Below are 19,924 nucleotides of genomic sequence, written 5' to 3' on the forward strand. Positions count from 1 at the left end.
GCTCTTTTGATTAATAGGAATAAAAGAATATATACAGCCTTATGATAACGATTAATATTGAAGAACGTCATTTGATAGAAGAGATAATTTCGAAAAACACCATATGCTATGTCGGCATGATAGATAAGGGAGGTTTCCCGTATGTTATCCCTATGAATTTCGGTTATCAAGATGATGTTATTTACCTACATTCGGCACAGGAGGGCAAGAGTATCGAATCGCTTCACATAAACCCGAATGTATGTATTACTTTCTGTGGTGAGTCGTCATTAACTTATCAGAATGAAGAGGTAGCATGTAGTTATCGTATGAAAGGAAGTAGTGTTATTTGCAGGGGTAAGGTCGTATTTGAAGAAGATTACGATAATAAAGTGAAGGCTTTGGATATAATGATGAAGAAATACACAACAAGGGCATTTACTTATTCTAAGCCAGCTGTAAATAACGTAAAGATTTGGAAAGTAGAGATCGATTCTATTTCTTCAAAAGTATTTGGTGTTCCTCATCCAAATTCACGAAACTACAAAGATCAGCTCGAATTTTAGATAAGGTGATTCGTTGCCAGATATTTCCACAATGCGGCGGCGTGCATAGATTGTCTGATCTCATCTTTTTTCAATAGCTCTACCAATTCCTCGATAGATAGCAGATGAACCGAAATGTCTTCGGTATCTTCTAAATGCTGTTCCGATATCTTTTCCACATCAGTAGCCAGAAAACAGTAAGTAGTGTTGGTGTGTGTACCGGGATTTGCTGAAGTGGTCATAAATAACTCCCATTTTCCGTTTCCGTAGCCCGTTTCTTCGAGGAGTTCCCTTCTTGCGGAAATTTCTGCGCTAGGGTCTTCCTCTTCGCATACACCTGCACATAGCTCCGGTGAGGTGCATTGCAGTCCGTGCCTGTATTGGCGTACCATCACAAACTGTTTGTTTTTGGTTATTCCTATGGTGCATACCCAGTCGGGATATTCGTATACATAATAATTTTGAATTTGGTTTCCGTTCGGTAATTCTACATGATCTTTGCGTACGGTAAACCAAGGCTCTTGTGAAAGATATTCACTATTTAATACCTTCCACTTTTTATTATCTGTATCGCTCATTTTTTGCTGTTAATACGTTGTTGGAATTTTTATTTCTCCAGAACCACTACGTTCATCAAGATGTTTTTAAGAGGCTTGTCTTTTTCGTTGGTTCTTACTCTTTGTATTTTATCCACAACGTCCATTCCTTCTATTACCTCGCCGAAAACGGTGTATTCATTGTCCAGAAAAGGAGTGCCACCCCTTGTTTTGTAGTATTCCCGCTGCTCGTCTGTATATGATACCTCAGCCTTTCGGGCTTTGGCTTGCTCATCCGCTTGTTTCAGCCAATCAGCACGCATTGCAGATGCAGATATACTATCGCCGCTCTTTAGTAATGCTTTCAGATCATCAAGGTGTGCCGATTGTATTTCCTTATATATCTTTTGTTTAAAACGTTCGAAACGTTGTTTTTCTATCTCTGATAATTTATCGTCGAAGCATAACTCACCAGTAACAATATAAAACTGAGATGCATCAGAGGCTTTTGTTGGATTTTCGGCATCACCCCATCGTGCAGCTGCCAGTACTCCCCGTTTGTGGTATAGCTGAGGAAACTTTATTTCGGCAGGAATGGTGTCACCCAGCGTTTTTTCTTCTTTCAAAGCTGCAGAATCTGCAATATTCCTTGTTTGAGGGTCTCCACCCTGTATCATAAAATCATTGATAACACGGTGAAACGTGAGGTTCTTATAGAATCCTTCTTTTGCTAGTTTCAGAAAATTATCTCTGTGTCCCGGAGTCTCATTATAGAGCTTAACTTTTATATTGCCATAGCTTGTTTGTATAACGACTATGGGTTCTTTTGGTTTATTATTACACATGGTGAATAAAAAGATTAGACAGGCGATACATATATTTCTCATATCATTTTTCTATATGAAGTCACACAAAGGTAATGTTTTTTGAGCACTTATTTTGAAATAATAGAAGCGTCGAATTCATATTTCAGAATCTTTTTACAATAAGGCTCTAAGTAATGAATAATAATAAATTTGTTTAGATGTGTAAAAATAACTAAATGCTGTTATATCAGTACTTTTAAATTATAATAAAAATCAATTCGTAAAGTTTGACTTTTATAATTTCACAAATTATACTAGATTTGCACTAATATAAACGCAGAAATGGTAAAATATAACAGAATCCTCCTAAAACTGAGCGGTGAATCCCTCATGGGAGAACAGCAATATGGCATAGATGTAAACCGACTGAATGAATATGCCACGCAAATAAAGGCTGTAGCCGATATGGGTGTACAGATAAGTATTGTTATTGGAGGAGGAAATATTTTTCGAGGTCTGAGCGGAGCTTCCGAAGGATTCGACAGGGTAAAAGGAGACCAGATGGGTATGTTGGCTACTGTGATAAACAGTTTGGCTCTTAGTTCGGCTCTTACTGCAATAGGTCAGAAGTCGAGAGTACTTACAGCTATCAGGATGGAACCCATAGGAGAAATCTACAGCAAATGGAAAGCAATAGAGGCTATGGAAAATAGTGAAGTTGTTATCCTTTCTTGCGGAACAGGCAATCCGTTTTTTACGACAGATACCGGTTCTTCACTCAGGGGAATAGAAATAGAAGCCGATGTGATGCTCAAAGGTACACGTGTAGACGGAGTTTATACTGCCGATCCAGAAAAAGACCCTACAGCCGTTAAGTTTGATTCCATCTCTTACGATGAGGTTTACAAACGCGGACTGAAGGTTATGGATATGACTGCGACGGTGATGTGTAAGGAGAATAATTTGCCTATCGTTGTCTTCGATATGGATACTCCGGGCAATTTAGAGAAGCTAATTAAAGGTGAAAAAATAGGTACATATGTACATGCATAACAGAGAGAAAGTAGTAGTTGAAGATCAGTTGTATAATCAGGCTGTATATTTGATTAGAAAAAGAGAAAATCCCGAAAAGGTGAAGATCTTTCTAATCGAACGAGGGCTTAACGAAGAAGATGCTTATATCTTACTCGACCAAATTATACATCAGGTAGATAAAGAACATATGAAAACAGCACGAAGAAATATCTTTATGGGCTGTTTGGTTTGTGCTGTAGGTGCGTTTATTACCATTACTGCACATACCTTGCTTACTTCTTTACTTATTTTGGCAGGGATAGGACAACTTATTATTGGTCTTACCCAGTTGCCGAGTAGAGTGTAAGTAGATTTATTTAATCTTAAAATATTGAAAACAAAAAATATATATTTATGGCAGCAGACCTAAAACAAATCGAACAAAAGGCGGAAGCTAAGATGTCGGCCTCTGTAGAGTTTCTGGACGAAACGTTATCTCGTATTCGTGCCGGAAAAGCCAATCCGCATATTCTTGATGGTATAAAACTTGAGTATTACGGATCAATAACCCCGCTAAGTGGTGTGGCGGCTATCAATACACCTGATGCTAGAACTATCATCGTTCAACCATGGGAAAAACAAATGTTGAAAGAGGTAGAAAAAGCCATCCTGAACTCTGATGTAGGTATCACACCCGATAATAACGGTGAGGTGATACGTCTTTCTATTCCTCCGTTGACAGAAGAGCGTCGTAAACTCTTGGTAAAACAAGCGAAACAGGAAGCCGAGGATGCTAAAGTGAGTGTGCGTAACGCTCGTCGTGATGCAATTGATACGATCAAAAAATCAGTGAAAGAAGGCTTGGCGGAAGACGTAGCCAAAGATGGCGAAAACGAAATGCAAAAGCTTCATGATAAGTATATCAAAAAGATAGACGACCTGTTTGCTCTTAAAGAAAAAGAGATTTTAACTGTATAACGAAATATACCGAAAATAGAATATGCCAATATGCTGATCGCTTTACAGTATCGGCACATTGGCACATTTGCATTTTAAAGGATTGATTGATGAATGGTCTTGTAATAAAAAATACGGGTAGTTGGTATTTGGTTCGTACCGATGACGGTAGCGACGTTGAATGTAAGGTAAAAGGAAACTTTCGTCTTAAAGATATACGTAGCACCAATCCCATTGCTGTAGGAGACAGAGTAACCATTGTACCAAACAATGAGGGCACTGCTCTGATAACGGAGATCGAAGACCGTAAGAATTATATTATACGCCGTTCGTCTAATTTATCCAAGCAATCGCACATTTTGGCCGCTAATATCGATCTGTGTTTTTTGATTGTAACCGTAAATCATCCGGCAACCTCTACTGTTTTTATTGACCGCTTTTTGGCTGCAGCCGAAGCGTATCGTGTGCCGGTAAATCTTATTTTTAATAAGACAGATCTATACGCAGAAGAGGAGATAGAATATATGGATGCTTTGATTAGTCTTTATGATTATATTGACTACCCAAGCATCAAGATATCAGCTTTACATAACACAGGATTAGAAATTTTACAAGAGAGGATAAAGGACAAAACTACCTTGTTTTCGGGTCATTCGGGTGTCGGAAAGTCTACACTTATCAACGCGCTCGTACCTGATGTTCACCTAAAGACGGGTGCAATATCCGGTTATCATGGTAAAGGAATGCATACAACCACTTTTTCGGAAATGATAGAATTGCCACAGGGAGGATTTATTATAGATACTCCCGGTATCAAAGGCTTTGGTACTGTGGATATGGAAAAGAATGAAATATTTCACTTCTTTCCAGAGATATTTAAGGCGTCTAAAGATTGTCGTTACAATAACTGCATTCATATAAATGAACCCGGATGTGCAGTGCGTGATGCTGTAGAAAATCACTATATAAGCGAGAGCCGCTACAAGTCATACATGAGCATGATGCAAGAGGATATTGAAGAAAAATATAGGAAATAGATATGAGGTGGAGGTTTGATCTATCGTCATTCTTGATATTTATTGTTCTCTTTTTTGTAGAAGTTCTTATCGCTAAATTTGTAGATGATGCTTTTATTCGTCCTTATGGAGGTGATATCTTAGTTGTTATATTGATCTATTATTTTGTAAAGTCATTTGTCCGGATAAAGCCCTTGTGTTTAGCTTTGGGTGTGCTCTTTTTCGCTTATATGGTAGAGGTCGGGCAATACTTCAAGATGGTAGAAGTACTGGGACTTCAAGATTATAAAGTAATGAGGATTGTTTTAGGGACATCATTTTCCTGGGGCGATATTTTATGCTATACTGTTGGAGCTATTATCTGTTATCTTATCGACAGAAAAGAAAAATAGATATTCGATAATAACACAAATGACATCTTAACAATCATTCATACAAGAGCTTTTTCAAGAAAATATCAGATAGTGGAGGTAAGTCTTTCGAATTATTTGATAAAAAAAGAGCTTGAGTTTAAATTTGTTATAACTTTGAAAAAAATGTATATTATTTGCGTATGGATGTAGCAGCGCAAGCAACAGATCATCTTATCCTTCTTTTCCAGATACTTTATGTGGTTACGGCTTTGGGTACGATGGTTGTGATTATTTCGGAGAATAGGAACCCCTTGAAAACGATTTCTTGGGTGCTTATTCTATTGTTGCTTCCTTTGGTAGGTCTTATCATATACTATTTCTTCGGCGAAGATAATCGTAAGCAGCGTCTGATATCCCATAAGATGTATAAGAAGCTCAATCGTCGGTCTATTGGTAGGCGAGAGTTGTTGGAAACGCTGAATCCACCTGTAGAGTATAAAGGGTTAGTAAACTTATTGAACCGATTGAAAGGTACACCCTTATATGGTGGTAGTAGCGTTACTTTTTATTCTTCAGGACCCGATAAGTTTGAGGCTTTGTTTGAGGAGCTTGAGAAAGCGGAAAAGCATATACATATCCAATACTATATCTTCTTAGATGATGAGATAGGGTGCAAAACCCGAGATATATTGCTTCGTAAAGCAGCGGATGGCGTTGAAGTGCGTCTTATTTATGATGATGTTGGCTCTTGGAAAGCAAAGCGTAGCTTCTTCAAAGATATGCAAGCCGGAGGCGTTGAAGTTCAACCTTTCTTGAAGGTGGCATTCAAATTTTTGACAAGTAGAGTGAATTATCGGAATCACAGAAAAATTGTAGTTATTGATGGTAAAGTTGGTTTTGTTGGTGGAATGAATGTTGCAGATCGATATATCAACGGTGTGGGAAGTGGAATTTGGCGAGACAGTCATGTCAAGATAGATGGAAAAGCTGTGGCAGGATTACAGACATCTTTTCTTATCGACTGGTATTCGTCTCGTAAAGAATTTCTAGCATCAGATACTTATTATCCTATACTTGATAGTCAGGGAGATAATATGATTCAGCTGGTTACAAGTGGCCCGGTAGGACAATTTAAAGATATACACTTAGGTGTTCTGCAAGCCATTTCTAATGCCAAAGAAAGTGTTTATATACAGACCCCTTATTTTATTCCTACCGACTCATTAATGCAGGTTATACAAATGGCGGCGATGCGTGGAGTGGATGTGCGTTTGATGTTGCCTCGCCATTCCGATACTACATTTGTGCATATTGCATCCATGTCTTTCCTGAAAGAAGTTTTGGATGCCAAAGTAAGTGTCTATTTTTTCGAAGCGGGATTTCTTCACTCCAAGCTAATGACGGTAGACAACTCTCTTACTATAACAGGTTCGGCCAATATGGATATGCGTAGTTTCGAACATAATTTCGAAATTGATGCTTTTATATATAGCGAAGAGACTTGCCGCAAAGCCCAAGAGATATTCTTGAAAGATATGGAGAGCTCAACACAGTTGCTTGTGGAAGAATGGGATCAAAGGTCACGGATTGAAAAATTTAAAGAATCTGTCATGCGCTTGTTCTCTCCATTATTATAATAGTAAAGTTGATACAAGATACAATTTATATAACTATATTATACTCAAGAGTATTGTTGAAATACCTGCCGATCGGAAGGATTGGAGTGTATGATAAATAAAATAGTTAAAAAAATGCTTTTTGCAAATTTCAGGATTAGAGACTTATACGTCAAAAAATGAGAGAAAATCAATGTGTAATCTCTAATTTAAGGACTTTTTTATTTGTTTTAGTTAAAAAAAATATATCTTTGTTGCTTGAACTGATTATTCGTATTGGTTAAAAGATACAATAATTAGGTAAGGTTAAGTATAAAATTGATCATTAACATAAATCTTAATAAAGATTTTTTTTATTAAGTAAACTATATGGGTAAAGTAGCACTCATCACAGGCGTTACAGGACAAGATGGAGCTTATTTGTCAGAATACTTGATAAAAAAGGGCTATACAGTACATGGACTAAAAAGAAGATCTTCCATGTTTAACACAGATCGTATAGACCATTTATATCAAGATCCTCATCTTGAAGATAGAAATATGATTCTTCATTATGGTGATATGACAGATAGTATGAATCTGACACGACTAATTGGCGACGTAAAGCCCGATGAAATATATAATCTTGCGGCAATGAGCCATGTTAAGGTTAGTTTTGATATCCCTGAATATACAGCAAATGCAGACGGAATAGGTACTCTTCGTATATTAGAGGCTGTTCGTCTTCTTAATTTGGTAAATAAAACAAGGATATATCAGGCTTCAACATCCGAGCTTTATGGTTTGGTGCAAGAGATACCTCAAAAAGAAACAACCCCATTTTATCCGAGAAGTCCATATGCTGTCGCTAAAATGTATGCATATTGGATTACGGTTAATTATAGACAGGCTTATGGTATGCATGCCAGCAATGGTATCTTGTTTAATCATGAATCTCCATTAAGAGGTGAAACGTTTGTTACAAGAAAGGTGACACGTGCAGTTGCGCGTATAGTCTTAGGGCTTCAAGATAAGGTTTATATGGGAAATCTTTCCAGTAAACGGGATTGGGGACATGCTAAAGATTATATAAAGGCTATGTATCTTATTCTTCAACAAGATACTGCTGACGATTATGTTATCTCTACAGGCGTCACAACTACTATTCGTGACTTTATCAAAATGTCATTTTTAGAGGTCGGAGTAGATGTTGAGTTTAGAGGTGAAGATGAAAAGGAAGAAGGCTATATAGTAGGTGTTGATGAGAATAAATTCTCTAAAATAGTTGGAGCCGAATATTTAGAAGGCTTTATTAAGAGAATAGGACAATCTGTTGTAGGTGTCGATCCTGCTTATTTTCGTCCGACAGAAGTTGATATTCTTATTGGTGACAATACAAAGGCCAGGACTAAATTAGGCTGGGAGCCTACATACGATCTTAAAGCTTTATGTCAGGATATGGTTGTTCATGATGTTGAGCTGATGAAGAAAGAAGAGTACCTCAAAAATGGAGGATATAGAATTTTGAATTACTTTGAATAAAAGTAAGAAAATATAGATGATAGAAAAGAATGCTAAAATATATGTAGCCGGCCATAGAGGCTTGGTTGGTTCTGCAATTCTTAAAAGTCTTGTAAGCAAAGGATACACAAATTTTGTCTTAAGAACGCATCAAGAATTAGATCTTACAGATCAAAAAGCTGTATCCGAATTTTTTACAAAGGAAAAGCCTGAATATGTTTTTTTAGCGGCGGCTAAAGTAGGAGGTATTATTGCCAATAATACATATCGCGGGCAATTCATTTATGAAAATTTGATGATCCAGAACAATGTAATTCATCAATCATATCTGAATAATGTTAAAAAATTAGTGTTTTTAGGTAGTTCTTGTATTTATCCCAAAGAAGCACCTCAGCCAATGACGGAAGATACACTGTTGACAGGCCCTTTGGAATACACAAATGAACCGTATGCAATAGCTAAAATAGCCGGTTTAAAGATGTGTGAAAGCTATAATATACAGTATGGAACGAATTTTATAGCGGTAATGCCAACAAACCTATATGGTTTGAATGATAATTTTAATCTTGAAACATCGCATGTATTGCCAGCAATTCTAAGAAAAGTACATTTGGGGAAATGCTTAGAAAATAATGCTTGGGATATTATAGAGCAGGACTTGAATGTTAGGCCGATAGAGGGAGTATCTGGAACTTCATCTAAAACAGAAATACTAGAAATACTAGCTAAGTATGGTATAAGAAAAGTTGGAGATGTTGTTCAGGTCGAACTTTGGGGGTCAGGAAAACCGATGAGAGAATTCCTGTGGAGTCAGGAAATGGGAGATGCCACTGTTTTTGTGATGGAGTCTGTAAACTTTTTTGACTTAGTTGATGTTATACATGGAAGGGAGATAAAGAACACACACATTAATATTGGAACTGGTATTGAAATATCTATAAAAGATGTTGCAAACCTTGTAAAAGAAATAGTCGAATTCTCCGGAAGTTTGTGGTTTAATACAGATAAGCCAGATGGAACGATGAGAAAATTATCAGATGTATCAAAACTTAATTCTTTGGGCTGGCAACATCAAGTTGAAATAGAAGATGGCTTGAAGTTGATGTATGCTTGGTATACTGAGTATAATATATTAAATTAAAAAAAAAGAGTGTTTAATTATAATTTAAAAGATTGATTATGAAAAAAGTAAGTTTACTTTTAGTTTTAGTTTTTGCGGCTATGGCTATTTCTGCTCAAGATAGCGGATTTAGTACTAAAGCTGGTCGCAATGCAACTTTTGCGCGTAACGGTTTTTGGGATAACTGGTTCGTAGGAATTGGTGGTGGAGCAACAATGTATCTTAATGATAACGCAAGTGATGCTAAATTCACTAACCGCCTTAACCTAGCTCCAACTGTTTTCGTAGGTAAATGGTATAATCCTTATTTCGGAGCACGTTTGAAATTTAATGGTGGTGGTTACCACACATTTAATCAAGGAGCAACAGTTATGAATCACCCTCATTATTTAGGTGCTAACGTTGACCTATTGTTCAATGTTTCTAACTATTTGGGACATTATAACGAAAATCGCTTCTACAGCTTTATACCTTATGTTGGTATAGGATTTGTTCATGGATTTGACGAAGATTGGAAATCTATCAAGAACAACTCTGCTACATGGAATGCCGGTATTATCAACAATTTCCGTCTGTCTAACAGAGCTTCTCTATTCGTAGAAATAGCTGGAAACATGGTTCAAGAGTCTTTCGACCGTATGGGTGGTGGAGATTTCGAATGGGATGGCATGCTATCTGCATTCGTAGGATTTAACTTCAAAATCGGTAAGAGAAATGACTTCTCTGAAGCATTGTTGATGGATCAAGGTCTTCTTGATGATCTAAACGGTCAAATCAACAAACTGCGTCAAGAAAATGAAGCTTTGAAAAACAGAAAAGTTGAAGCTCCAAAATGTCCAGATTGTCCAAAATGTCCAGAAGTTAAACCAGCTGAGGTTAAAAACTTCGTTTCTAACGTAGTATTCTTCCGTCTTGGTAGTGCAGTTATTGACAAAAACCAAGAAGTTAGCATCTACAACACAGCTAAATATCTACAAGATAATCCTAGCAAAAATGTTAAGATTGTAGGTTATGCTGATAAGAAAACAGGTACAGCTTCTATCAACATGAAACTTTCTGAAAAACGTGCTAAGAATGTTGCTAATGCGTTGATCAACAAATACAACATCAACAGCAACCGCGTTAAAGTTGAATGGAAAGGTGACACAGAACAACCATATGCAGAAAATGCATGGAACCGTGTTGCTATCTTCTTTGCTGAATAATTTCGGCTAACGAAAATATAAGAATAGGAAAGAGTGGAGTATATCTCCACTCTTTTTTTTGTTTCGTATTGATGCAATGCACGATAAAAGAACGATTTTAGATAATGATATGCCTAAGATATGCTGGCTGATTTGATATTGCCATATATTCTCTACCCTAGGCAAGTATAGAGCATTTGTTAAACAGAATCGGTGTGCTAAAATGTGTTATTAAAAGATAAAGCCGGAAGCTACCTAATAACTTCCGGCTTTATTTTTTAGAATTAACTTATTCTTATTTTATCAGATCTTCTTTAATACGAGTTTTCTCTTTATTGCTGAATTTATTTCAGAGAAAAAAGATTTGATTTCGTTGTAGCTCGATTTGTCATACTTTCCTGTAAAAATATCTATATTCTGTATATATATAATTTTACGATCTTCCACCTTGCATTGTGTCTTTAACTTCCCAAACGGAGTTTCTATTGAAATATCTTTAGGCAATGATTCAATAGCGTATGTTTCAGGGATATTGAATGTGATAGAATCAGAGTCAGAATATCCATTTTCTATTACGATATCCTGTTTCCGTGTAGAAGATGTAAATATATTATAATTGCCTTTTCTCAAAGGGCATACAGATGCAAATAATCGCGTTCCGGTTTTATTTACAAAGTCTTCAGCTTCGAAATTTGCAGACAATGTACATGATGGTAGCGACGACCTGTCTTCAGAGACTTCAATTTGTGAAATCTTTACTTTTGGCATATTCACATTCGTATTGATGTAGTTCATCTCTTTTTCTCTGTCTTTAGATGTCATCCAATAAAAAAACTTGTCGTACAAATGCAAATGTTCAGTAAACTGCATTTTGCCTTTTGCCATTCCGTTTTCTGATATATCTATATCTAGCTTTGATACTTGATAATTTTGATCGTCTTTATATTCGGGTAAACGGCACATTTTGCCTCCTTCATTCGTTATAATAAGGCTATTATGACCTGCAATTTTATCATGTATATATCCAAAAGGAAGCTTTTGGCTTGTACATTCCAGCCAGATACTGTCGTTCTTGAAAGGTATCAGCAGAATAACATGGTCAAACTGATTAAAGTTAGGAAAATCAGGTAGTATATCCTTCTCTCTCATACTTACTATGCTGTAATTGGAAGGTATATCAACGGCTTTTAGCATGGCCATCATTAAATTGGTTAAGCCCTTACAGTCGCCAAATCCACTTTTACTTACAGATGTTGCATCGATAGGCTGATAGCCTCCTATGCCCAATTGTATACTGACATATCTTGTGTTATTCTGTAGATATTGATAAAGAATGGCCACCTTTTCTCTATCGTTTTTTGCATTTTTTGTGAGATCTTTGATTTTAATCACAAAATCGGCAGGAAGAATATCTTTCCCGGTTAACAAGCTTGATATCCATTTGCCATGATTTTCCCAGTTAGACAAATTGCCACAGGTTGAATCATAGCAGAAATCATTTGGCATTAATAATACTTTTGGGATAATTTCGAGAAATGGAGGAGCATAAGGTTCCCTGTCGATAGCTTTCATGTTTTCGAGTGATAGCGAATATATATGCTTATTACCGACAGTTTCATCTTTAATATTACAAGAATAATTAGAATAATAGCGAAGATTCATTCCTGTTGGGAGTTCAATCTTATAGCTAGCTTGTTTTAGAGATAACACACTTCCATTGATAGGTATGAAAGGAGGGTAGTATAAAATACCGTTTTTCCATTTTTCCTGATAGGTATACTCTATAGTATAAGGGTATGTAGGGTTCTTATATTCATAGAACATAGAGTAGTCGTCGGTACTCAAATGTTCAGATAAGGAGGAAGATATTAAGTCTTTTTTCCCTATCTTTTTGACTACTGTCCCCGACATATTTTTTATTACGCCCGAGAAATCTTTCAACTCTCTGAATTTATCATACGTTTCGTTGAAATAACCATATTCCTCACCCTGTTCATTTAGGATAGTTATTACCTTACTCACTGACAGTGTTGCATTATTCAAATCAGTTTGACTAAATACTGTAGAATAATTATCTACGATGGCGCATGCGTTCTCTCGCAAACTATCAACCTTTTGTATGACAAATTGCCCATAGGCTTGCGTTTGGGATAGAACAAATAAGAGAACACATGCAAATATATATCTGATATTCATATTAAGATAAGCATTTTAAATAGCAGAGGCCTTTTTCAGAACGATCTGCTCACTGTTTTTAGCTACAATTTTGGCATAAAAGTCTTTTAGTGACTCGTACTCTTCTGGCAAGAACGTTAATTTCTTTAATTGGAATTGATAGTGTAGCTTAATTGCATTTGCGGTCTGAGCCAGACGATATGTCAAAACGATATCATTATCATTTAATACTAATTTTGCAGCCTGAGGCAACTCGTCTACTACATACCCTTCAGGTATTTCTATATCTACAACTTGCAGGTAATTTGTCAAATAATCGAATTCTACAGGATATTCTCTTTTCTCTCTTTGAAAAGGATTTTCGGAAATATGTTTTTCCATCATTGGATTGATATATAAGAAATCATCCCCTAAGCTGGCGTCCGCAACCTGTGTATATTCCATCTTTATAGGAGCTGAAGTATCATCTATAGCCGAAACTGAAAAACTGTCGATCTTACAATTTGTCCTCTTTGCTAATGATTCAATGAAGTCTTCCTTGTTTTTGTGATTATAATAGGATACTTTCATATCATAGGCGGCATTACCTTTTCGGGTATCTGTTATGGTTCCTATATATTTGGAATCATTGAATGTGAATTTTGCTGTTTTTAATACAGAGCCATTCGAAACGTTGCTAAGATTAACCCATCTACCGCCACTCTCACTCATTATACGTGCCTGAGGTACCATACACTTTTCAGGCAGTAAGTTCCAATCTCCATACTTAGCAGACGCATCGGTATAATACATAAGTGAATCTATCTTCAGTGCTGTAATTACATAATTAAATGCAGTTATACTAGGGTGGGATATTGGTAATCTTCCGTTTGTTCTGGTGCTTAGTATAACAGGGAATGCGTCGAATCCTCCTGCTTTAAGAGCATTTATGAGTAAGTAGTTTACATCAGCACTGCTGCCTATTCCTTCTTTAAGAGCATCTTTTAGGTTACCCGGAACGATAGCTCTCTTGTCATTCCATTTCACCCGATATTTAACCATATCCTGTATTTCTTTTGCCCGTTTAAAGGTCATCTCTCCTTTAGCTATTTCTTCTTTAAACAGATCAGCCTTTTTCATGTTGCTTCCAAGAGGACTAGAAAGGATATCTTTATCTATAGACTCCCATGAACTAGATTTATTTTCGGTCATGGAGTAGGGCATCTGTATGCTTTTTAGCTCAAAGGATACTTGTGTTATATAATCATTTATAGTCCACAGATATGCTTCTTTCTTCATTGCCGGAATATTGAAGCCTTCGCTTTTCAATGTTTCTGCATTACATCTTACAGTCGTTGCTTGTAAACGTCCGTAGTCGTCTTTATATCTTATATGGAAAGATTCATTGTCCGGCTCTTTGCTAGACTTTAAGTTGGCATATCCTTGATAGTTGATGTTGTATCGGAAGTATTCCGGAATTTTAGCCTCAAAGTTCACATAAGCAATAGGGATAGACTCTTGGAATCGGAAGTCTCTTAAGTTATAATAGTAGTCGGATACGATTGTATATTTATACTCAATCACAGACCCCACCTTTGCTGCAGGCATAGAAAATTTCTTTACTTTCAATGTGTTGTCAATGTCCTCGTCGGTAATGAATTCCTTCGCAAGTTTTGTTTTTGTGATTTTTCCATCTTCAAGATTATATGTTGTGCCCGATAAGCCATTGATTTGCTCTTTCGTTGATCTATTGGTTTCATAGTATGAGATTTCTTGGTTACACCAATCAAGACCTTCTGTCTTCAAGATTTTTATTTTAACTTGTATGGCGTATTCAAACTGAAATCCATACAGTTCGCTAAAGATAAACCTTAAGTCCCCTTTTTTGAGTAGGATAACTGCCGAGGCTGTTGTGTCCTCCGGATATACGGTCATATTCAGTTCGTCCATAGTTGCATTGCCATACTTAGATTGGGAATGACTTTCCTGAACATGAAATAGAAAAATAAAACATAGCATTATAGCTAATAAGTAAGTTGTCTTCATTGTTTGGTTATTGAGATGTTGATAGATCATAAATTATGTAAATGTATGAAATAAAATATTAATTATGTTAAAAAATGGCTATGTCTTATAATATTTTTTTTGTTTATGGAAAACTGTCTGATATTGTCTCTATATCTATCTTTGCGCAGCACTCATCGAAGTAATCTCTCTGTATATAGCGCAATGGGAGTTGTTGCTTTGAATAAATCATTTTCGCAAATGAAAACTTACATATAAAATAGATCTAAAATAGTCTTAAATGTTAAAAATTTATTTCTTAAATTGATGTTATTCTTTTCACAATAATAATGTTTTTCTATAAAGACAATATTGCAAACTGCACTTGACAAAATGCTGCATTTTGGCTTCTGATGCCATTTGTTTATTGACTTATTGATAAAATATATGAGTCATTTTGTTCTTTTTTGAGAAATAAATAGAGTATCTTTGTAATCTGTAAAAACAAAGTGTGTTAAAATTAAGGATATGAATTCAAGTATATATGATTTTATACCTATTCTGATGCAAATCGCGTTTTCTGCGATATTTGTATTTGCTACGGTATTTATTTCTAAGATGTTAGGTCCAAGTCGTAGGAGTGCACGGAAAAATGCAAATTTTGAGTGTGGTCTCGATCCTATAGGCGATGCTCGTTCTCCGTTCCCTGTTAAATATTTCCTTGTTGCGATCTTGTTTGTTCTTTTCGACATCGAGATCGTTTTTATGTACCCATGGGCTGTAAACTTTAAAGAGCTTAGTTGGGAAGGATTTGGCAAGATGGGAATCTTTATCGGAATTATTGTGGTAGGTTTCTTGTACGAAGCCAAACGTAAGGCTTTGGATTGGGAGAGATAAAAATTAAACAAGTATGAGCAATTCTTCTAATATAAATGTAGTACCTGCTCCGGATGGATATAGAGGGCATGGATTTTTTGCTACAAAATTTGACTACGTCATAGGTTTGGCTCGTGCCAATTCTCTATGGCCTTTGCCATTTGCTACATCCTGTTGCGGGATTGAGTTTATGGCTACAATGGCTGCTACGTACGATATGGGACGTTTTGGGGCAGAGCGTAACAGCTTTTCGCCACGTCAGGCAGATATGTTAATGGTAATGGGGACTATTTCTAAAAAGATGGCTCCTATCCTTCGCCATGTATATGAACAAATGGCAGAACCTAAATGGGTGATTGCAGTCGGTGCATGTGCTTCTTCGGGAGGTATCTTCGATACATATTCGGTTTTGCAAGGTATCGATAAGGTGATTCCGGTAGATGTGTATGTTCCCGGATGCCCTCCACGTCCTGAACAGATATTGGATGGCGTAATGCAATTGCAGGAGTTAGTAAAACATGAATCTATTCTTCGTAGAGGCTCGGAAAGATATCAGGAGCTTCTTGAATCATATAAATTTGAATAATGACTCTCGATACTACAGTTATTGAAAATAAGATGAGCGAGAAATTCGGAACGGAAGTGATGAATTTCAGAATGGAACGGGATATTTTTACTTTCGAAGCTGCTCCCGCGGTAATCAAAGAAGTAATCCGTTTTATGAAAGATGATGAAACTCTGCGTTTCAACTTCTTGACAGACTTATGTGGGGTGCATTATCCTGATAATGACAAGAAGGCTCAGTTTGCTGTTGTTTATTTGCTCCACAACTGGATCGACAATGTACGTGTACGTGTGAAAACGTTTCTTGATGGAGACAGACCGTATGTTGAATCTGTAGTGGACGTTTTTGCCGCAGCCAATTGGATGGAACGCGAGACTTATGATTTTTACGGGGTAATTTTCAAAGGACATCCCAATCTTAAGCGTATACTTAATGATGAGGGGATGGTATCGTTTCCGATGCGTAAAGATTATCCTCTCGAGGATGCTGGGCGTACGGATAAGGATGACCGCTTCTTTGGTAGAACTCCCAATAATTATGAACAAACTAAATAGCAAAGTAAGGAAATGTCAGATCAACTAATAAATCCGGAACATCGCTTTGCGAAAATGATAAAAGAACAAGCCTTTGGGGACGATAAAGAGTTGTCCGTTCTTAACTTCGGGCCAACTCACCCTTCTACTCATGGCGTGTTTCAAAATATATTATTGATGGATGGCGAGCGCATTCTGGATGCTGATACCACTATCGGTTATATTCACCGTGCATTTGAGAAGATTGCAGAACACCGCACTTTCTATCAGATTACAACCCTGACTGATCGTCTTAACTATTGTTCTGCCCCTCTGAATAATATGGCATGGTGGATGACTGTAGAGAAGTCACTTGGCGTAGAAGTTCCTAAACGTGCGCAATATATGCGTGTTATCGTTATGGAGCTGGCACGTATTACAGATCACCTGATATGTAACTCTATCTTGGGGGTCGACCTTGGTGCGTATACTCCTTTCTTGTATGTAATGCAATACAGAGAGTTGGCATACGAGATCTATGAAGAAATCTGCGGTGCGCGTTTGACTACAAATATGGGGCGTATCGGTGGATTCGAAAGAGACTGGAGCGAAGCCGCATGGCGTAAGTTAGATGAGTTTATCGAAGGCTTCCCTAAAGCATGGGATCAGCTCGAGAGACTGTTTATCCGCAACCGTATCTTTATGGATCGTATCGTTGGTGTAGGTGCGATATCAGCCGAAAAGGCAATAAACTATGGGTTTACAGGGCCTAACTTGCGTGCTGCCGGTGTCGATTACGACGTGCGTGTAGCGAATCCATATAGTTCATACCAAGATTTTGATTTTAAAGTACCTGTAGGTTCATCCGGCGATACATACGATCGTTGGTGTGTGCGTGCAGCAGAGATAAAAGAAAGCTTGAGCATAATTCGTCAGGCTCGCGATAATATGCCTGATGGAAGCTTCCATGCAGATGTACCTGACTATTACCTTCCTCCAAAAGAAGAGGTGTATACACAGATGGAGCAGCTTATCCAACACTTCAAGATCGTGATGGGTGAAGTTCCTGTTCCTATAGCTGAAGTATATCATGCCGTAGAAGGTGCTAATGGGGAATTGGGTATTTACCTTATTACCGATGGCTCACGAGCTCCTTTCAGGGTTCACTTCCGCAGACCATGCTTTATTTATTATCAGGCGTTCCCTGAAATGATAAAAGGCGGGATGTTTTCGGATGCTGTTGCCACGCTTTCAAGTATTAATGTTATTGCCGGAGAATTAGATGCATAATCATGTCAATGGAAACTAAAGAATATACACAAGTAATAAATATGTCGGAGAGCCTGATGGCCCGTATCAATGAATTGTTGAGCCATTACCCTGCCGATAAAAAGAAATCTGCTTTACTACCCGTGCTTCATGCCGTACAGGATGCTCATGACAATTGGCTGAGCCTCGAACTGATGGATAAAGTAGCCGAGATATTGGAGATTACACCTATCGAAGTTTATGAAGTAGTAACATTTTATTCGATGTTCAATCAAAAACCGGTAGCTAAATATATGTTTGAGTTTTGCCGTACTGCTTGCTGTGGCTTGCGTGGTGGTGAAAACTTAATGGAATATACCTGTCAGAAACTGGGTGTTAAACCCGGCGAAATAACACCTGACGGGATGTTCAGTGTAGTAGGGGTTGAGTGCCTTGGAGCATGTGGCTACGGTCCTATGCTTCAGTTGGGAGACAACTATCATGAAAATCTTAACAAAGAAAAGATTGATACACTGATCGAAGATTGTAAACAAGGAAAAGTAAACCTATATTAATTGCGATGGCTAGAAAAGTATTATTAGAAAAATTAGATATTCCGGGAATAGCGGAATACGAAGTTTATCGCAAGAATGGCGGGTATGCGTCTGTGGAGAAAGCACTGAAAACTATGACCCCCGATGAGGTTGTAGAAGAAGTAAAAACCTCAGGGGTAAGAGGTCGTGGAGGTGCAGGTTTCCCGATGGGCTTGAAGTGGAGCTTTATTGATAAGAAGTCCGGTAAGCCTCGCCACTTGGTTGTAAATGCCGATGAATCGGAACCGGGTACATTCAAAGACCGCTTCTTGATGCATCATATTCCGCATTTGCTAATCGAAGGTGCTATTGTTTCCAGTTATGCATTAGAGGCTAATTTATCATATATCTATATCCGCGGCGAATATATGTGGATATTCAAGATATTGGAAAAAGCAATTAAGGAAGCTTATGCCAATGGTTGGCTGGGCAAAAATATATTGGGTACAGGCTATAATCTCGACTTGTATGTACATTGCGGAGCAGGAGCATATATTTGCGGAGAAGAAACAGCCTTGATAGAATCACTCGAGGGTAAGCGTGGTAATCCGCGTATCAAACCGCCATTCCCTGCTGTTAGCGGGTTGTGGGGTGAGCCTACAGTGGTGAACAATGTGGAGTCTATTTCTACTGTTTCGTGGATTATAAATAATGGCGGTGCTGAATACGCTAAAATTGGTGTAGGTAAATCTACTGGAACCAAGCTTATGTCAGCTTCGGGTCATATTAAGAATCCGGGTGTATATGAAATAGAATTAGGTTTGACTGTCGATGAATTTTTCAATTCAGACGAATATTGCGGTGGTATGCTAGACGACCGTCCGCTAAAGGCTGTAATACCCGGTGGGTGTTCGGTTCCGATCCTACCTCCTCAATATATATTTAAAACAGCAAATGGTGAAGATCGTTTGATCAGTTATGAATCATTGGCTGACGGTGGTTTCGTTACCGGCTCTTCTCTCGGATCGGGTGGTTTCATCGTGTACAATGATACAGCATGTATCGTTCGTAATACATGGAATTTTTCTCGTTTCTTCCATCACGAAAGCTGTGGGCAATGTTCTCCGTGTCGTGAAGGTACAGGATGGATGGATAAAATCCTTCATCGCATCGAAACAGGACAGGGTAGAGAAGAAGATATCGACCTGCTATGGAGTATACAAAGTAAGATTGAAGGCAATACGATTTGTCCTCTTGGTGATGCGGCATCATGGCCGGTTGCAGCAGCAATACGTCATTTCCGCGAAGAGTTCGAATACCATGTACGCTTCCCTGAAAAGATAAAAAATAGAGATCATTTTGTAGACGAGCCTATGGAAAAAGTTCGTCACCTTTTGAAGTAAAGC

At 37.5% G+C, this 19,924-nt stretch carries 20 protein-coding genes; 16 read left to right on the forward strand and 4 right to left on the reverse strand.

The annotated features are described in order from the left end of the window. Nucleotides 1-41: 41 nt before the first annotated feature. Complete coding sequence (locus tag QOX35_RS04110) at nucleotides 42-545, forward strand: pyridoxamine 5'-phosphate oxidase family protein (protein WP_135104824.1); 504 nt, start codon at nucleotides 42-44, stop codon at nucleotides 543-545. Here QOX35_RS04110 and QOX35_RS04115 read toward each other — a convergent pair. Further along, nucleotides 542-1,102, reverse strand: a complete 561-nt coding sequence (locus QOX35_RS04115; protein ID WP_283685891.1) for an NUDIX hydrolase — start codon at nucleotides 1,100-1,102, stop codon at nucleotides 542-544. The two genes, QOX35_RS04110 and QOX35_RS04115, sit on opposite strands and share 4 nt — an antisense overlap. Before the next feature lie 29 nt (nucleotides 1,103-1,131). Continuing rightward, nucleotides 1,132-1,947: a peptidylprolyl isomerase gene (locus QOX35_RS04120; RefSeq protein ID WP_283685892.1), complete on the reverse strand. Its 816-nt coding sequence runs from the start codon at nucleotides 1,945-1,947 to the stop codon at nucleotides 1,132-1,134. Nucleotides 1,948-2,208: 261 nt separating this feature from the next. Here QOX35_RS04120 and pyrH point away from each other — a divergent pair, with 261 nt between their 5' ends. The 9 genes from pyrH (at nucleotide 2,209) to QOX35_RS04165 (ending at nucleotide 10,647) form a co-directional block, all read left to right on the forward strand. Then, on the forward strand, nucleotides 2,209-2,919 hold the full coding sequence (gene pyrH, locus QOX35_RS04125) for a UMP kinase (RefSeq protein WP_135104827.1): 711 nt from the start codon (nucleotides 2,209-2,211) through the stop codon (nucleotides 2,917-2,919). Beyond that, complete coding sequence (locus QOX35_RS04130; RefSeq protein WP_006843275.1) at nucleotides 2,906-3,247, forward strand: hypothetical protein; 342 nt, start codon at nucleotides 2,906-2,908, stop codon at nucleotides 3,245-3,247. Before pyrH ends, QOX35_RS04130 begins: the two co-directional genes overlap by 14 nt. 47 nt (nucleotides 3,248-3,294) lie before the next feature. Then, nucleotides 3,295-3,858 (forward strand): ribosome recycling factor, encoded by a 564-nt coding sequence (gene frr, locus QOX35_RS04135; protein WP_135104828.1) that lies wholly within the window; start codon nucleotides 3,295-3,297, stop codon nucleotides 3,856-3,858. Between the two features lie 89 nt (nucleotides 3,859-3,947). Then, nucleotides 3,948-4,874: a ribosome small subunit-dependent GTPase A gene (rsgA, locus tag QOX35_RS04140; protein WP_283685893.1), complete on the forward strand. Its 927-nt coding sequence runs from the start codon at nucleotides 3,948-3,950 to the stop codon at nucleotides 4,872-4,874. 2 nt (nucleotides 4,875-4,876) lie between these two features. Then, on the forward strand, nucleotides 4,877-5,245 hold the full coding sequence (locus tag QOX35_RS04145; RefSeq protein ID WP_283685894.1) for a ribosomal maturation YjgA family protein: 369 nt from the start codon (nucleotides 4,877-4,879) through the stop codon (nucleotides 5,243-5,245). 161 nt (nucleotides 5,246-5,406) lie between these two features. Further along, nucleotides 5,407-6,843 (forward strand): cardiolipin synthase, encoded by a 1,437-nt coding sequence (gene cls, locus QOX35_RS04150; RefSeq protein WP_283685895.1) that lies wholly within the window; start codon nucleotides 5,407-5,409, stop codon nucleotides 6,841-6,843. Between the two features lie 348 nt (nucleotides 6,844-7,191). After that, nucleotides 7,192-8,343: a GDP-mannose 4,6-dehydratase gene (gmd, locus tag QOX35_RS04155; RefSeq protein ID WP_283685896.1), complete on the forward strand. Its 1,152-nt coding sequence runs from the start codon at nucleotides 7,192-7,194 to the stop codon at nucleotides 8,341-8,343. Nucleotides 8,344-8,362: 19 nt separating this feature from the next. After that, nucleotides 8,363-9,463, forward strand: coding sequence for a GDP-L-fucose synthase family protein (locus QOX35_RS04160; protein WP_185146737.1), 1,101 nt, complete (start codon nucleotides 8,363-8,365; stop codon nucleotides 9,461-9,463). A gap of 38 nt (nucleotides 9,464-9,501) precedes the next feature. After that, entirely contained in the window at nucleotides 9,502-10,647 is a 1,146-nt protein-coding gene (locus QOX35_RS04165) for an OmpA family protein (protein WP_283685897.1), read from the forward strand. A gap of 282 nt (nucleotides 10,648-10,929) precedes the next feature. Here QOX35_RS04165 and QOX35_RS04170 read toward each other — a convergent pair whose 3' ends face one another. Together QOX35_RS04170 and QOX35_RS04175 are read right to left on the reverse strand one after the other, a co-directional pair. Next, nucleotides 10,930-12,822, reverse strand: a complete 1,893-nt coding sequence (locus tag QOX35_RS04170; protein ID WP_283685898.1) for a DUF3858 domain-containing protein — start codon at nucleotides 12,820-12,822, stop codon at nucleotides 10,930-10,932. A 15-nt stretch (nucleotides 12,823-12,837) separates the two neighbouring features. Further along, nucleotides 12,838-14,826: a DUF3858 domain-containing protein gene (locus QOX35_RS04175; RefSeq protein WP_283685899.1), complete on the reverse strand. Its 1,989-nt coding sequence runs from the start codon at nucleotides 14,824-14,826 to the stop codon at nucleotides 12,838-12,840. A gap of 486 nt (nucleotides 14,827-15,312) precedes the next feature. On the opposite strand from QOX35_RS04175, the gene QOX35_RS04180 reads away from it, so the two are divergent. Genes QOX35_RS04180 through nuoF form a run of 6 tightly spaced genes read left to right on the forward strand, consistent with a single transcriptional unit; the run spans nucleotide 15,313 to nucleotide 19,921 of the window. Beyond that, a complete protein-coding gene (locus tag QOX35_RS04180; protein WP_135104837.1) occupies nucleotides 15,313-15,681 on the forward strand; it encodes an NADH-quinone oxidoreductase subunit A in 369 nt (122 codons plus the stop codon). A gap of 13 nt (nucleotides 15,682-15,694) precedes the next feature. Next, nucleotides 15,695-16,246, forward strand: coding sequence for an NADH-quinone oxidoreductase subunit B (locus QOX35_RS04185; RefSeq protein ID WP_006843264.1), 552 nt, complete (start codon nucleotides 15,695-15,697; stop codon nucleotides 16,244-16,246). Continuing rightward, the gene (locus QOX35_RS04190) at nucleotides 16,246-16,779 is read left to right on the forward strand and encodes an NADH-quinone oxidoreductase subunit C (RefSeq protein WP_283685900.1); all 534 of its coding nucleotides are present in this window, start codon (nucleotides 16,246-16,248) and stop codon (nucleotides 16,777-16,779) included. Before QOX35_RS04185 ends, QOX35_RS04190 begins: the two co-directional genes overlap by 1 nt. A gap of 12 nt (nucleotides 16,780-16,791) precedes the next feature. Further along, nucleotides 16,792-18,027, forward strand: a complete 1,236-nt coding sequence (gene nuoD / locus QOX35_RS04195) for an NADH dehydrogenase (quinone) subunit D (protein WP_006843262.1) — start codon at nucleotides 16,792-16,794, stop codon at nucleotides 18,025-18,027. An 8-nt stretch (nucleotides 18,028-18,035) separates the two neighbouring features. After that, nucleotides 18,036-18,560 carry an NADH-quinone oxidoreductase subunit NuoE family protein gene (locus tag QOX35_RS04200; RefSeq protein WP_252638618.1) on the forward strand — a complete coding sequence of 175 codons (525 nt, stop codon included), beginning with the start codon at nucleotides 18,036-18,038 and terminating at the stop codon, nucleotides 18,558-18,560. Between the two features lie 5 nt (nucleotides 18,561-18,565). Continuing rightward, nucleotides 18,566-19,921, forward strand: coding sequence for an NADH-quinone oxidoreductase subunit NuoF (gene nuoF, locus QOX35_RS04205; protein ID WP_135104840.1), 1,356 nt, complete (start codon nucleotides 18,566-18,568; stop codon nucleotides 19,919-19,921). Nucleotides 19,922-19,924 lie beyond the last annotated feature (3 nt).

The organism is Dysgonomonas sp. Marseille-Q5470 (genome assembly GCF_951230145.1).
Lineage (GTDB): Bacteria > Bacteroidota > Bacteroidia > Bacteroidales > Dysgonomonadaceae > Dysgonomonas.

Excerpts from the sequence above, each read along its gene's own strand:
- QOX35_RS04110 (WP_135104824.1), top strand. The coding sequence starts at position 42 with ATGATAACGATTAATATTGAAGAACGTCATTTGATAGAAGAGATAATT.
- QOX35_RS04115 (WP_283685891.1), bottom strand. The coding sequence starts at position 1,102 with ATGAGCGATACAGATAATAAAAAGTGGAAGGTATTAAATAGTGAATAT.
- QOX35_RS04120 (WP_283685892.1), bottom strand. The coding sequence starts at position 1,947 with ATGAGAAATATATGTATCGCCTGTCTAATCTTTTTATTCACCATGTGT.
- pyrH (WP_135104827.1), top strand. The coding sequence starts at position 2,209 with ATGGTAAAATATAACAGAATCCTCCTAAAACTGAGCGGTGAATCCCTC.
- QOX35_RS04130 (WP_006843275.1), top strand. The coding sequence starts at position 2,906 with ATGTACATGCATAACAGAGAGAAAGTAGTAGTTGAAGATCAGTTGTAT.
- frr (WP_135104828.1), top strand. The coding sequence starts at position 3,295 with ATGGCAGCAGACCTAAAACAAATCGAACAAAAGGCGGAAGCTAAGATG.
- rsgA (WP_283685893.1), top strand. The coding sequence starts at position 3,948 with ATGAATGGTCTTGTAATAAAAAATACGGGTAGTTGGTATTTGGTTCGT.
- QOX35_RS04145 (WP_283685894.1), top strand. The coding sequence starts at position 4,877 with ATGAGGTGGAGGTTTGATCTATCGTCATTCTTGATATTTATTGTTCTC.
- cls (WP_283685895.1), top strand. The coding sequence starts at position 5,407 with ATGGATGTAGCAGCGCAAGCAACAGATCATCTTATCCTTCTTTTCCAG.
- gmd (WP_283685896.1), top strand. The coding sequence starts at position 7,192 with ATGGGTAAAGTAGCACTCATCACAGGCGTTACAGGACAAGATGGAGCT.
- QOX35_RS04165 (WP_283685897.1), top strand. The coding sequence starts at position 9,502 with ATGAAAAAAGTAAGTTTACTTTTAGTTTTAGTTTTTGCGGCTATGGCT.
- QOX35_RS04170 (WP_283685898.1), bottom strand. The coding sequence starts at position 12,822 with ATGAATATCAGATATATATTTGCATGTGTTCTCTTATTTGTTCTATCC.
- QOX35_RS04175 (WP_283685899.1), bottom strand. The coding sequence starts at position 14,826 with ATGAAGACAACTTACTTATTAGCTATAATGCTATGTTTTATTTTTCTA.
- QOX35_RS04180 (WP_135104837.1), top strand. The coding sequence starts at position 15,313 with ATGAATTCAAGTATATATGATTTTATACCTATTCTGATGCAAATCGCG.
- QOX35_RS04185 (WP_006843264.1), top strand. The coding sequence starts at position 15,695 with ATGAGCAATTCTTCTAATATAAATGTAGTACCTGCTCCGGATGGATAT.
- QOX35_RS04190 (WP_283685900.1), top strand. The coding sequence starts at position 16,246 with ATGACTCTCGATACTACAGTTATTGAAAATAAGATGAGCGAGAAATTC.
- nuoD (WP_006843262.1), top strand. The coding sequence starts at position 16,792 with ATGTCAGATCAACTAATAAATCCGGAACATCGCTTTGCGAAAATGATA.
- QOX35_RS04200 (WP_252638618.1), top strand. The coding sequence starts at position 18,036 with ATGGAAACTAAAGAATATACACAAGTAATAAATATGTCGGAGAGCCTG.
- nuoF (WP_135104840.1), top strand. The coding sequence starts at position 18,566 with ATGGCTAGAAAAGTATTATTAGAAAAATTAGATATTCCGGGAATAGCG.